The 13,213-nt window shown below is 64.8% G+C and carries 14 protein-coding genes; 9 read left to right on the top strand and 5 right to left on the bottom strand.

Annotated features, from left to right (window positions below):
- The first annotated feature begins 4 nt into the window (after positions 1-4).
- From virB10 to GGR45_RS19535, 9 genes are all read left to right on the top strand, one after another.
- Entirely contained in the window at positions 5-1,243 is a 1,239-nt protein-coding gene (virB10, locus tag GGR45_RS14375; RefSeq protein ID WP_175311069.1) for a type IV secretion system protein VirB10, read from the top strand.
- Positions 1,240-2,244, top strand: coding sequence for a P-type DNA transfer ATPase VirB11 (virB11, locus tag GGR45_RS14370; protein WP_004212776.1), 1,005 nt, complete (start codon positions 1,240-1,242; stop codon positions 2,242-2,244). Before virB10 ends, virB11 begins: the two co-directional genes overlap by 4 nt.
- Complete coding sequence (locus tag GGR45_RS14365) at positions 2,210-4,207, top strand: type IV secretory system conjugative DNA transfer family protein (RefSeq protein WP_070157582.1); 1,998 nt, start codon at positions 2,210-2,212, stop codon at positions 4,205-4,207. Before virB11 ends, GGR45_RS14365 begins: the two co-directional genes overlap by 35 nt.
- A complete protein-coding gene (locus GGR45_RS14360) occupies positions 4,197-5,126 on the top strand; it encodes an LPD7 domain-containing protein (protein WP_004212779.1) in 930 nt (309 codons plus the stop codon). The genes GGR45_RS14365 and GGR45_RS14360 overlap by 11 nt, the downstream gene beginning before the upstream one ends.
- Positions 5,127-5,205: 79 nt before the next feature.
- Positions 5,206-6,102, top strand: coding sequence for a type IV toxin-antitoxin system AbiEi family antitoxin (locus tag GGR45_RS14355; protein ID WP_246358240.1), 897 nt, complete (start codon positions 5,206-5,208; stop codon positions 6,100-6,102).
- Positions 6,099-7,025 carry a nucleotidyl transferase AbiEii/AbiGii toxin family protein gene (locus GGR45_RS14350; protein ID WP_004212782.1) on the top strand — a complete coding sequence of 309 codons (927 nt, stop codon included), beginning with the start codon at positions 6,099-6,101 and terminating at the stop codon, positions 7,023-7,025. Before GGR45_RS14355 ends, GGR45_RS14350 begins: the two co-directional genes overlap by 4 nt.
- Positions 7,026-7,104: 79 nt before the next feature.
- Entirely contained in the window at positions 7,105-7,764 is a 660-nt protein-coding gene (locus GGR45_RS14345) for an SOS response-associated peptidase family protein (RefSeq protein ID WP_004212783.1), read from the top strand.
- 48 nt (positions 7,765-7,812) lie between these two features.
- A complete protein-coding gene (locus GGR45_RS14340) occupies positions 7,813-8,457 on the top strand; it encodes an SOS response-associated peptidase (protein ID WP_004212784.1) in 645 nt (214 codons plus the stop codon).
- Between the two features lie 425 nt (positions 8,458-8,882).
- Positions 8,883-9,326, top strand: a complete 444-nt coding sequence (locus GGR45_RS19535) for a hypothetical protein (protein WP_221235834.1) — start codon at positions 8,883-8,885, stop codon at positions 9,324-9,326.
- Between the two features lie 21 nt (positions 9,327-9,347).
- Here the strand turns inward: GGR45_RS19535 and GGR45_RS14330 are convergent, their stop codons facing one another.
- The 5 genes from GGR45_RS14330 to GGR45_RS14310 form a co-directional block, all read right to left on the bottom strand.
- Positions 9,348-10,484, bottom strand: a complete 1,137-nt coding sequence (locus tag GGR45_RS14330; protein ID WP_004212786.1) for a relaxase/mobilization nuclease domain-containing protein — start codon at positions 10,482-10,484, stop codon at positions 9,348-9,350.
- Positions 10,481-11,011: a CopG family ribbon-helix-helix protein gene (locus GGR45_RS14325; protein WP_004212787.1), complete on the bottom strand. Its 531-nt coding sequence runs from the start codon at positions 11,009-11,011 to the stop codon at positions 10,481-10,483. The genes GGR45_RS14330 and GGR45_RS14325 overlap by 4 nt, the downstream gene beginning before the upstream one ends.
- A 253-nt stretch (positions 11,012-11,264) precedes the next feature.
- Positions 11,265-11,474 carry a hypothetical protein gene (locus tag GGR45_RS14320; protein WP_004212788.1) on the bottom strand — a complete coding sequence of 70 codons (210 nt, stop codon included), beginning with the start codon at positions 11,472-11,474 and terminating at the stop codon, positions 11,265-11,267.
- A 62-nt stretch (positions 11,475-11,536) separates the two neighbouring features.
- Positions 11,537-12,433 carry a ParB/RepB/Spo0J family partition protein gene (locus GGR45_RS14315; RefSeq protein WP_004212789.1) on the bottom strand — a complete coding sequence of 299 codons (897 nt, stop codon included), beginning with the start codon at positions 12,431-12,433 and terminating at the stop codon, positions 11,537-11,539.
- Positions 12,433-13,197 (bottom strand): ParA family protein, encoded by a 765-nt coding sequence (locus GGR45_RS14310; RefSeq protein WP_070158064.1) that lies wholly within the window; start codon positions 13,195-13,197, stop codon positions 12,433-12,435. Before GGR45_RS14310 ends, GGR45_RS14315 begins: the two co-directional genes overlap by 1 nt.
- Between the last annotated feature and the right edge of the window lie 16 nt (positions 13,198-13,213).

Here is a 13,213-nt window from a genome sequence, read left to right as displayed (position 1 = left end):
CGCGATGGACGAAACCGCGTCGGACGATCGCCGCCCGATCACTGGAGATCCTACGCCCGAGCGCGACGAGATCCTGCGCGACCGGGGTATCGATCCCATCGGCGGCATGACGCCGGCGAAGCGCAACACCGCGCTAATCTTCGCCGGCACCGCGATGGTGCTCGGTATCTTGTGGGTCAATTCAGGCCCGAGCGGGAAACCGGCGGCCAACCTGATGGCGAAGCCCGAAGCCACCGCCAAGCGCACGGACCTGTCGGCACGCGAAACTGTCGCCTATGACGCGGTCGCGGCGCGACCCAAGCCTCTTGGCGCCCCGCAGTCCGATTCCAATGCGCCGGTCCTCAACCCCGGGCCGGATGGCCAGGTGGTCGGATCCGACGGGCAGATCGTGCCGGCGATGCAGCCTGGCGCTACGCCTGCGCCTTCGGCGCAGAACAATCGTCAGAACATCGCCGAACAGGCCCGGCGCTCGACACTGATTGCCTATGGCGGGCGATCCCAGGGGCTCGCGACGTCGGCACCGGACGGTACTGGCAGTGGCAGGCCGGGTTCTCTTATGGCGCCCGGGGAGGATGTCGACGGCCAGCCACAGCGCGGCGCGCCCAATGCACTGGATGCGCTTCGGCAAAGTTCGCCAATCGGCGAGGCACGCGCCTCGATGCTGCCTAATCGCAACTATCTCGTCACCGCCGGCACCTTGATCCCGTGCGTTCTTCAGACAGCGATGAATTCCGCCCAGCCCGGCTACACATCGTGCCTTATCCCGCGCGATGTCTATTCCGAGAATGGGCGCGTCGTCCTCATGGAAAAGGGCACCAAGGTCGTCGGCGAATATCATGGCGGGATCCAGCAAGGTCAGAACCGCCTGTTCGTGCTGTGGACCCGCGCGGTCACACCGCAAGGGGTGCGCATCGACCTCGCATCGCCAGGTTCGGACGCATTGGGCCGGGCCGGGATCGCAGGCTCGGTCGATACCTTCTTCTGGGCACGGTTCGGCAGCGCGCTCCTGCTCTCGCTGGTCGACGATGGCGCCTATATCGCCGGCCAGGCGGTCGCCAATGGCAACAATAATTTCAACAACACCACGCGGGCGCCGAGCGAAGGCGCGAGCATCGCCCTTCAGAACAGCATCAACATCCGACCCGTGCTCAAGAAGAACCAGGGCGAGGAAGTCGGCATCTTCGTCGCCAAGGATTTCAATTTCGCGGACGTCTACAATCTCGAGCTGCGGCGCGAGAAATGAGCGACACGGCGGTCCTCCGGCATTTTCTCAATCCGATCATGCCGCTGCTGGAGCCTGCCGAGGTGACCGAGCTCGTCATCAACCGGCCGGGTGAGGTCGGCATCGAGGATCATCGCGGCTGGCATTGGCATGATGTCGCCGAACTCGACAGCGAGTGGCTGGCGACGCTGGCTGTCGCGGCGGCCAGCTTCACGCGCCAGGACATCAATGCCGAGACGCCGATCTGCTCGACGATCCTGCCCGGCGGCGAACGCTGCCAGATCGTGATCCCCTCGGTCACTCCAACGGGATCGCCCTCCTTCACCATCCGCAAGCCATCGCGGGTGAACCTTGCAGTCGACCAGCTTGCCCAGGCCGGCCTGTTCGCCGGCACGCGCGCCGCAGCGCGGGGTCTGACCGACGTCGACGCGAAGATGGTCGCGATGCGGGACGCCGGCGACTGGCCGGCTTTCTTCAGAACCGCGGTGGCGGCGCGCAAGAATATCCTGGTGAGCGGCGCGACCGGATCGGGGAAGACCACCTTTGCCAAGGCGCTGATCCAGCTCATCCCGCGCGACGAGCGTCTGCTGACGATCGAGGACACACGCGAGCTTGTCGTCGACCACCGCAATGTCGTCCACATGGTCTATTCGAGCGAGCGACAGGGGCTGGCCAAGGTCGGACCCAAGCAGCTTCTCGAGAGCGCATTGCGCATGCGCCCCGATCGCATCCTGCTGCAGGAACTGCGTGACGGCACCGCCTTCTTCTACCTGCGCAATGTCAACTCAGGTCACCCAGGTTCGATCACGACGGTCCACGCTGGGTCCGCGATGGGCGCGTTCGAGCAGCTGACCCTGCTCGTCAAGGAATCCGAAGGCGGCCGCGATCTGGCGCGCGACGACATTCGCGGGCTGCTGCGCATGCTGGTCGATGTCGTCGTCCAGACCCGCAAGCGAGACGGAAAATTCGAAGTCGAGGAGGTGCATTTTGACCCGGCTGTCGCAAGCCAGTCCTCTCACTAAGGTCGCGCTTGTCGGCGGCGCTCTGTTGGGAGCGGCGCTCGCATGCGCGCTTTGCGCGATATTGGTGGCGCTGATCGGGCTGAAGCAGATCGGACCGAACATGCAGGTGACGGCACTGCCGTCGTGGCTGTGGTATTATCGCGCCGACCCGCTTCTCCATCTTTGGCTGCAGCGCGGCGCGATGGTGAGCGGTGCGATCGCCTTCATCATCCTGCTCGTCATTCTCAAGCGCGGTCGATCCCTGCACGGTGAGGCGCGCTTTGCGCGCGAAAGCGAGATCAGGCGCGAGCAGCTCCGCGCAAAGTCGGGCATCATCGTCGGCCAGAAAGGCGGTCGCTATCTGGTGTTCGGCGGGACCGAGCATGTCCTGCTCGAAGCCCCGACCCGGGCCGGCAAGGGTGTCGGTGTCGTCATTCCCAATCTGCTCAGCTGGGCAGACTCCGTGGTCGTGCTCGATGTGAAGCGCGAGAATTGGGAGATCACCGCCGGCTTTCGGGCGCGGCACGGTCAGACGGTCCACCTGTTCGATCCTCTCGACCCCGAAGGCCGCACCGCGCGCTACAATCCGCTGAGCTATATTGATCGGCTCGACGACATAGACGTCGTCAACGAACTCCAGAAGATCGGCGGGATGCTGTTCCCGTCGCCTGAGAAGGCGGATCCGTTCTGGGCCGAGGCAGCGCGCGCCGCCTTTGTCGGCGTCGGGGCGCTTGTCGCCGCCAATCCTGCCTTGCCCTTCACGATCGGCGAGATCTACCGCCGCATGACGACTGGCGACCCGAAGGTCGAATTGCCCAAGGTGGTCGAAGAGGCGCAGCAGCGCGGGCAGCGGCTGAGCCAGGCCTGTGTGTCGGCCCTGAGCGATTTCACCTCCGCGTCCGACAATACTTTTTCCGGGATCAAGCAGACGATCACGTCCAAACTGAACCTGTGGCTCAACCCGTTCGTCGATGCCGCGACCTCGGAGACCGATTTTGATCTGCGGCAGGTTCGCCGGGAGCGCATGTCGATCTATCTTGGGGTGTCGCCGGACAATATCGACCGCATCGCGCCGGTCTATAATCTCTTCCTCCAGCAGCTGATCGACCTCAACACGCGAGAGTTGCCGGCGACGGGCGGGAACGTGCCAGTGCTGGTCTTGCTCGATGAGTTCGCCCGGCTCGGCAAGGCCCCCGTCATAGCGTCGGCTTTCTCCTATGTGGCAGGCTATGGCCTGCGCCTGCTGCCCGTGATCCAGAGCCGTTCGCAGCCACGCGCGCTCTACGGCCCAGACGTCACCGATGAGATCATCGCAAACTGCGGCCTTGAAGTGGTCTTCACGCCAAAGGAGCTGAAGGTCGCCAATGAACTGTCCGAGCGGCTCGGTTTTTTCACGATGAACGTGAAATCGAAGAGCCGCACGATCCACGGGATGCTCGCCAATCGCAGCATTTCGGAGAGCGACCAGCGCCGCGCGCTGATGATGCCGCAGGAACTGATGCAGATGCCCAAGGGCGATCTGCTGCTTCTGCGGGGCGGCATTCCGCCAGTCCGCGGCCGCAAGATCGAATTTTTCCGGTCGCGCCGGTTCACCGATCGGATTTGCGACCCGCCAAAGGTTGCGCCCCGCCTCGTTCGCCTGCCGACGCCCAAACCCGTGGCGGCGGCGATCATCGGCGCGGGCTCGGATGTGCTCGCCCAAGCGATCGAAGCCAAGCGCGCCGCTCTGCACCCATCTGCCCCGCCTGCTGAAAAGGAGCCTGTCGTGACCAGAATGTTGAGCGCCGACGAACTGTCGGGCACGGTCGAGATAACCGACGACATGCTCGTGCTTGGCGAATTGGAGGAATTGCCGGCGCCGGGCGACGAAGAAGCCGCGCTGGCCTTCGTCATGGCGATGGCGGCGCGCGCGGCGGTCGAACCCGAGGAGGATCAGGAGATGGCGGATACATTAGCAGACGGCAGGCAGCATCATGGCCGCTGAGAGCAAGGCGAGCGCGCCGCGGCGCCGAACAAACGGCATCGCGATCGACGACAAGACGGTGAGCAAGGCGGTCGGCACCAAAGATCGGTCGGACCCTGTCGAACCCGAGATTGCGATTGCCCCGACACCTCCCGTCAAGGCGGATGCCAGGCAGGCGCCTACGGCCCCGTCGGTAGTAGCGGGCGATCTGCCCGAGGCAGTGCGCAAACGCTATTATGCCGACAAGGCGAAATGGTCGGGCGATCCGGCCTATTTCACCTCGGCCGACGCGAAGGATCCCGCGTTTCGCGATCAGGGACGGCGGCTGCTGACGGCCAATGAGAGCCAGGAAGTCGTCAAGGACATGGTGGCGATCGCGCAGCATCGTGGATGGGACCGCATCCATATCACCGGATCCGAGACCTTTCGTCGGGCGGCCTGGCTCGAGGCTTCGCGAAACGGCCTCGAAGTCCGGGGCTATAAGCCCAATGAGCGCGACCTGCAGGAGCTTGATCGCGTGCGCGGCGAGGCGAGCAAGAACAGCATCGCGCCGATAACGTCGCGGGATGCCGCCGAGAGCAGAGACCCCGCGCCGGCCCGCCGGTCGTCGACGCAGGGTCAGGCGGATCGCGCGCCGCCGCGCGGATCGGACCGGAGCCTGCCGAACGATCGCGCGATCGACAGCCAGTTGCGGGTCATGGAAGCGGTCGTGCAGCGCACCCTGTTCGACAATCCCGAGGCGATCATGCGGGTCATGGGGGTCGCCCGGGCGCAGCTTCAGGCGCATGTCGCAGCGGGGCGCACCATAAAGCCTGCCGAAGTCCGGGATCGGGGTCCGTCGGTGCAGCGAAGCGTGGAGCCTGCCGCGGCGCCCGCGCGCGGCGCGACAGTACGGCCTGGCCGCGAGCATAAACCGCCGGAACGCAATCGGGCCCGCTGACGCTGCGTATCGATTGGTTCATCAATCGCGCATTCTGTTCGTCTGAAGCGAACGAAATCGCGATATTATAAACTGATCCTTGTCAGCGGTTCAGAAATACGGCAATTTGTTCGGTATGGACGGACAAAGGCGCCAGACTCTGAACCAGCTTCTCACGGCGTTGCCGCCGGGTCTGCTCGTGGATTCGGCGTGGTTGCAGGCGCAGGGCGTCGCCCGCACATCGGTCCATGATTATGTTCGGCGCGGGTGGCTCGAGCGCGTCGCGCCCCGGGTCTATCGGCGCACGACGACACAAGGTGCCGCAGCATCGCTGCGATGGGACATGGCAGTGATGTCGGCGCAGCGGACCGCAGCCGGCGAACTCTATGTGGGCGGCATAACCGCTCTCGAGCTCCATGGTCTCGGGCATTTCGCCCGGCTCGGCGGGGAACGGACGGTCCATCTCTACGACCCGGACCATGCAGCCCCTTCCTGGCTCGCGACCTTGTCCACCAACGCCCAGCTCGTGATGCACCGACGCACGCTGTTCGAGGCGTCGGACCTCGGCATCGACTGGCACCGCCTCGATCTCGGCACTACGCGGCTCGGCGATGTGGCGGCCTCGCCACAGGCCAGCGAAGCCTGGGATCATTTCCTCCGCGTCGCCAGCGCCGAGCGTGCGACGATCGAGCTGATGGACGATGTGCCTGCGAGCCTTACCTTCGACCATGCCGACAAGATCTTCGAGAACCTCACGACCCTTCGTCCCCGGCTGGTGACGGACCTGCTGAAAAGCTGCACGAGTATCAGGGCCAAGCGACTGTTCCTGTTCTTCGCCGATCGTCACGCGCATGGCTGGGCGAAGCGGATCGATCGCGACGTCGTCGATCTGGGCCGGGGCAAACGCCAGCTCGTACCCGGTGGCCGACTGGACACACGGTATCAGATCACGGTGCCCGAAGCCTTCGGCCCCAAAACCGAAAGTGAAGACCAATGACGGCGCAGATCTATGCGGACCAGGTACGACTGCTGGTCCGCGCCATCCCGGAAATCGCGCAGGAGGAGATCTTCGCGCTCAAGGGCGGAACGGCGATCAACCTGTTCGTGCGGGATCTCCCACGCCTGTCGGTCGACATCGACCTTGTCTACCTGCCGGTTGCCGATCGCGAGAGCTCATTGCAGGCCGTGAGAGACGGGCTCGAACGGGTCGCGGGCCGTCTCGAACGGGGTGGCCGCATGGCGGTCGAGCGTCGCCTGCTTCCCGACGGCAAGCGTCTTGTCGTCCAAGCCGACGGTGTGACGATCAAGATCGAGGTCTCGCCGGTCTTGCGCGGAACGGTATTTTCGCCTGCCGTGCGATCGGTCAGCCGCGCGGTCGAAGACCGTTTCGGTTTTGCCGAGATGCAGCTGGTGTCCGAGGCAGATCTCTATGCGGGCAAGATCGCGGCCGCGCTCGACCGCCAGCACCCGCGCGATCTGTTCGACATTCATTTTCTCTTCGCCAATGAAGGGATCAGCGATGACCTCTTCAAGGCGTTCCTCATCTACCTCGTCAGTCATCCGCGCCCTGCCCATGAGTTGCTATGTCCGCACCGGCTCGACATCCGCGATCAATATGGTGCGGAGTTTCTCGGCATGACCGTCACGGACCTGCCGCTCGAGGCGCTGCTCGACGCGCGCGAGCGCCTGATCAGCGAACTTGGCGAACGGGCGCGACAGCCCGCCAACAGGCGCTTCCTCATGTCGTTTCACGAACTCGCGCCCGATTGGTCGGCGGTCGGGCTCGATCCGGAGATTGCCGAACTGCCTGCGCTGCGGTGGAAGGCGATCAATCTCGAGCGTCTACAGCGCGAGAACCCGGACAAATTCGCTGGCCAGCTCCGCGCTCTTGGCGACTGCATCGGCGAGGAGACGGCGTAAGCCTCGCCCGTTTTGTTCCATCTATGTTCCGTGATAAGCTCTCGCATCGATTCGTTTTGTGAGATGCGAGAGGTGAGCCATGTCACGGCTCTACACAGTCATCAGTACAGCTGCCGACATCGCCGCGCATTTCAATGCCGAGGCGAAGGCTGATCTTGTCGTCCCTTCGGAGACTGTCGAGGCACTGCCAGGCCTGGTCATCTTCGAAAAGGGCGGCCGTCGGATCCTGCGCGAAATGGACTGGGGCTTTCCGCGGCTCACCCGTGAGATGCGCGAACGGGACGAGCCGCCAGGCCGGATCGGTCTCGTCGCCGACCTGACCAATCCGCTGTGGGACAGCATGGTCGTCCACCCGCAATATCGCTGCCTCATTCCGCTCACCCATTTCGCCAATCCGCACGGCGATGCGAGAGCCAAGACGCGCAGCTGGTTTTCGATCGTCGACCGGCCCCTTCTTGCCTGGGCGGGCTTCTGTCGCAACGTGCCGGACTATGGGCCGGTCTATGCCGGCATGACGATGGACGCGAACAGCGCGGTCATGCCGTATAATGATCGCATGCCCGTGCTGCTGGAGTCACAGGATTATGCGCGCTGGCTGGGCGGCAGCATTCAGGATGTCATCGGCTTCCAGTTTCGCCCGCCCATCGCGGCCGAGCGGATGCAGGTACTCGATAGTGACGATCTCTGGCGCAGCGGCGATCTGCCGGTTGCGCTGCGCCCGCAAATGGCATTGCTCTGAGCGTGGCAGTGAGCAAGAACCCGTACAGTCGCCTCGCCGAGGGTAGCCATGTGTAATCTCTATACCGTGCGCAAAAGCGCTGCCGAGGTCGCCGCCCATTTCGGTGTTGCCGCACCGGCGTCGTTCAACACGCCCGAGGAGACCCTGCCGGGATATCCGGGAATGGTGGTGCGCGAGGCCGATGGCGAGAGGGTACTTGAATCGATGGTCTGGGGCTTTCCCCGACCCATGAAGAGCAAGAAGACCGGTGTCCCGATCAAGCCGAAGCCGGTCAACAATATCGCTGATCTCACCAACTTCATGTGGCGGGGGATCGCGCCCAAGCCTCAGTGGCGTTGCCTCATTCCGCTGACGGGATTTGCCGAGGCAGAAGGCGAGAAGGGATCGATGACCCGGACCTGGTTTCGCGTGAAGGATGCCCCGATCTTCGCTTGGGCGGGGATGTGGCGGCACAGCGATGAATGGGGTGCAGTCTATTCGGGACTGATGACCGATGCGAACGCAGCGATCGCACCGGTCCACAACCGAATGCCCGTCCTGCTACAGGAGGACGAATATGATCGATGGCTGCACGGCTCGCTCGCCGATGTTGAAGCGTTCCGGGATCGGGTGTTCCCGGACAAGTTGATCGAGATGGACAGGACCACCGAGCTGTGGTCGCGCCGCGCGGCAAAATCGGCGGAGACGAACTAGCCAGCGCCAGTCAGGCGCGAAGACCCCTGCGCGCCATTTCCGACCTCGCCATGCGTCCGAGCGGCGCTGTGTCGCTGGTCCCAAATATGTCCTCGAGATCGAGAAGATCTTCGTCGCCAAGCGCCCCGATCGACTGCTCGATCTCGCGAAGGGTGGAGATAGCGCGGGTGTCGCGTCGAGCCCGCCATCGAGAGTGAAGGCGTTTCATGGCGCGAGAGTAGCAAGGATGCGCGCGCCCAGCAGCGTATCGCGTTCCCTTTCCCCTGTTGAAAATTCGAATTGGCGACGTCCTAAGTCGCCTTCGTGATTGCAAATTCGACCCGATCTGGCCTAATTGACCTTGCCCGTGGAGACATGGGTGGAGGCGTCGAAACCTTCAAAAGCGAGAGCCGGTCCCAGCTATGGAGACCGGGTGGCGGACGCGTATGTCCAAGGCCACCCGGCCCAAAGGCGGCCGCGCCTGTCTCGTTTCAGGTTTCGAACACCCGGTTCCAACGCCGGCACGCCTCATAATTCAGGGCGTGCCGCCGGCTGTCCGGAGAAGATGGCTTCGGGGTGGCGCGGGCGCTCGACAAAGGGAACTGGAGCGTGATCAACGACCTGAGCTTTGGTGGACGTCTGTCCGTCTCTCCAGCTTTTTGATGGAGCCTGAAGACAAGGATCCGGTCGTCAGCGCGATCGGCGGGACCCTCGGGATCATCGGCGCTCTACTGGCGCGCGCTGGCGTCGCATCCCTGGAGGAATTTGCAGGCGCTCTGAGCGTCTATGCGCGCGTCACGCGCGAGACCGATCCCGATCAGGCCGAAATCCTGGACCAATGGGTGTCGATGCTACGTACCCTCGCGGCCCGCAGCGCCCCGCCCAACTAGCGGCGCGGCGCAACCGATCGCTCAGCGTTCCCGGTCACGCGGCTTGTGCGGCTCCCGGTCTGGCTTGTCCGCAGCCTTGGATCCCATCTCTGGTGTGCGCTCCCCCTGCCCGGCTGCGCGCTGCGCCATCATGATCTCACGCGCACGGGCAAGGCGCCGGGACACGGCCGGCGGCATGGCGGCCACGAAGCTGGTCACATCCTGCGCCAGCGCCAGATCCTCTTCCTTGCCCGTTGCCGCGAGCGCGGCGGCCGCCTGCGCATAGGTCGCACGAATGAACTTCTGACGGCCAAGCGCCGCCACATCCTCGGCCCTGCGTTCGGGCTCGGCAGAGTTCGCGAAGGTTTCAGCGCGCTCTTCGGTCAGGCGGTGAATGTCGAGCCCCTTGCCCTCTCCTGCGCCAAGGCCGTCGGTCCGCGCGTCGAGATGCCGCGCCGAAGAGCGGATGCGCTTCTGGACATGGCCCCGCGCCCGGCGCGGCGTGGCTTCGGCGGCGACCCCCCGCTCGCGCAGCTCATGCGCAAAGCTTTCACGCCAATGATGCAGGTCGGCTTTGCGCGGATTGAACCGGGTGCCGTCCTCGCCCTGGGTGGCGACGGTCAGATGAACATGGGGATGGTCCGTGTCGGTGTGCAGCGCGACCATATAGGCAAACTGCCCCTCAAACTCGACGCGGGCAAAAGCCTGAACTGCGTCATGGATGGTCGCGGCATCGGTCGTGCCGCCCGGCATCGACAGCACCATCGACATCGACGTCGGCCGATCGCGTCCAGTCGGGTTCATCGCATCGTCGAGCATCGCCCAGTCGCTGGCGATTGCCTTCAGCCGCTTCTCGTCGGTGATGATCTCGCCTTCACTGCTGCGCACCTCGAGTTTGCCATGCCGCGAGATGTAGCCGAAATGCTCGGAGAGATGCGCAGGCCCCCGCTGCTTGCCCGAGATCTTGACCATGACCTCGGGCGCCTTGCGCACGATGCGCTCGAGCTTGGCGCGCGCCTGCGCGGGCGTGAGCATGGCCGAGCCATCACCGCCCGCACTGCTCCGGCCGCCCCGTATCCGCAACGTCGCGCCTTTCAACGTACGCTTGCCGCCGCTCGGCGGGCGCCAGGCCTCCATCAGGCTCGGGAGCGGCAGGACGTCTTCGTCGCCGCCGCTCATGCCGGCGTATCCCAATAGCTCGCATCGCCCTTGAGCGCCTGGCCCAGCGCCGCGAGCTTCTTGTCCACATCATCGCGGAAGGACGCAACGCGAGCGGCCTCCCGTGCGAGGTCGAGGCCGGAATCGACCATCGTCGCGGCGTGCAGAGCGTGGACCGCCTGATTGAGGTTGATGCCGATGCGGTTGAGCTCGCGCCAGGACTGCGCGATCGCCGCGCGATCGGGACGCGGTGGCGGTGCCTTGCCGAAGAGACGCCGGCGCAAAAGGGCAACGATCCATTCGGTGCGCTTGAGGCCACGCGCCTCCGCCGCCGCATCGAGCAAGGCCAGGTCGCTCGGGGTCAGGCGAACCTCGACCCGGCCCGTCGTGCGCTCGCGAGGCGCCGGCACCACGACATCGTCCGCGTTCGTGCGCAGCGCCTCGTCGACCAGCCCACGCAGCAGTGCCGAGCGGCCGCCGCGGGAGGCTGCCATCGCATCGAAGCGCGCCGCGAGATCATCGGGCAGGCGGAGGCCGAAAAAAGCCATCCGCCATCCTATTGTTAAACATCCCCGGCGACAAGCCTATCCGGCCCTCACCTTAATTGACCCCTTCCATAGTCTGCTCAAGCAGACTCGCAGCCTCTCTGGAAGAAGCGCCTCACCGGCTGCGCAGGCAAGCCCGAAATGATCGTTGAAAAGAAAATGGCGGCATCCCTGAAGGAGGGATGCCGCCATCATTCGATCTGAAAATTCAAGCTTACTGACGCGGAGTGAGTGGTGCTGTTGGCCGGGGCCAGCGCTACCCATCATTGTCCGGGTGCGGCGGGTTGGCCTCGTCGATCAAGCGCTGGATGGCCGCGATCGGCGTATCATCCTCGAGCCGGATCATCGCGCCGCAGGAACAGGCAGCGGCTTTCTGCAAGCGCATCTGCCGGTACGGAACACTCAGTTCGGCTCCACATTTCGGGCAATCCACCTGTGCGCAGATATCGTCCAGTTCGCCGGTCATCATGCCTCCTTGCGCGAAGCGACTCATCGCAGGTTGAGAAACAGCCTACTCCAGTCCAGCGCTCATTCGAACGACAGATCGCGCGAGGCGACCTCACCCTCATCGCCGTCATCGAACACCACCCGAACGCGCTCGGGCAATATGAGCCGGGCGGATCGGGCGCCGACCATCACCTTGACGGGGCTGGGCGCCACGATCGGACGCGCGTGCCCTGCCCGGCCCGTCGGCTTGGCTGGCGATGGTGCGGCGGGCACGGCTGCCGGCGCGGTGGGCGCAGGCGCGGAACCGGCATCGACCGCACCCTTGAGCGAGGCAATGAACCGGCTACCTTCGGCAAGCGTGACGCCACGCTCGCCCAGTCCTGCGACGAACCCGCGCACCTCGACCGGATGCTTGCGGGCGGCGCGGTGGAGATCGTAGAGGACGCGGATGGGGGCCTTGTCGATCGCCTCGCGCAGATAAGGCTCCATCTCGCCATAGGCTGCGTAGAGCGAGACGAACTGCTTGGACCGGCCGAGCGCCTTGGCGATCTCGGCCTGGGTCTTGCCCTGCGCCAGCATGCGCTCGACGCCAAGCGCGAGTTCACGCGACGAGAGGCTGGCGCGCTGATCATTCTCGACGATCTGATCGGCGAGGACGTCACCGCCCTCCCCCGCTTCGCTGACGATCGCCGGAATGGTCGTCTTGCCCGCCGCGAGCGATGCGCGGTAGCGCCGTTCGCCCATGCGGATGACATGTTTGCCGTCCGCATTCCTGGGGCGAACGATGATCGGCTGCAGCACGCCGCGCACCTCGATCGACGCTGCAAGCTCGGCGAGTTCCACTTCGTCGAAGTGCGTGCGCGGATTGCCGGGGTCGGGCATCACCCAGTCGAGCGGCAAGTCCTCGACGCGCCGTGCGCTCTCATGCGCGCCCACGAGCATTCCGAACTCTTCGGCGCGCTGATCGAATTTGCCCATCAGGCGCTCTCCTTCGCCCGCGCATCGACGCGCCGTTCTACTTCGGCGAGGATCGAGCGGATCTCGTCCGAAGCCGCCTTGGCGCCGCTCCCCGTTTCATGCCAGACCGCATGATGGTTCTCGGCCGAATGCTTGTAGGTCGGGCGCGCCTTCACGAAGGCGGGGAACATGAGCGCCGGGCCGACCGCCTGGGTGAGCTTGACCGCATTGTCCATGTCCCGCTTGTCGAAGGCATTGACCATCGAGGGCAGCAGCCCGAGGAAATTGACCTTGCGCCCGCCGCGCGCGCCCTCGGCCTTCTTGAGCGCAGTCAGCAGCATCTTGGCGCATTCCAGCGAATCCTCGGCGACCTGAACCGGCGCGATGACTTCGTCCGCGACCGCCATCGCGCTCAAGGTGAGCTCGTCCCATTTGGGTCCGGTGTCGATCACACAATAATCGAAGTGGTGAGGCAGCTCGCGGAAGCGAACGATGAAGTCGTGCACGTCCTGCGCAGCCTTGACCATCTGGAGACGCGGATCGGCCGCGAACACGGTGATGCCGGCCGCGTCGTCCAGCACCAGTTTTGCGTCGGGATCGAACAGGTCGGCGGAAAACCAGCCGGTCCGTTCCTTCGCGAGCCGGCGGGTCGACGACCCCTGCGGATCGAGATCGATGAACGCGACCCGCCGCCCCGCCTGCTCGGCCAGATACCAGGCGAGATGGGTCGCAAAGAAGGTCTTGCCGACGCCGCCCTTGAGCAGGCTGATGACGATGGTCTTCACATCATGTTTCCCTGCC

Origin of the sequence: Sphingomonas zeae (assembly GCF_014197135.1) — a bacterium.
GTDB lineage: Bacteria > Pseudomonadota > Alphaproteobacteria > Sphingomonadales > Sphingomonadaceae > Sphingomonas > Sphingomonas zeae.
This window is presented reverse-complemented; position numbering and strand designations above follow the sequence as displayed.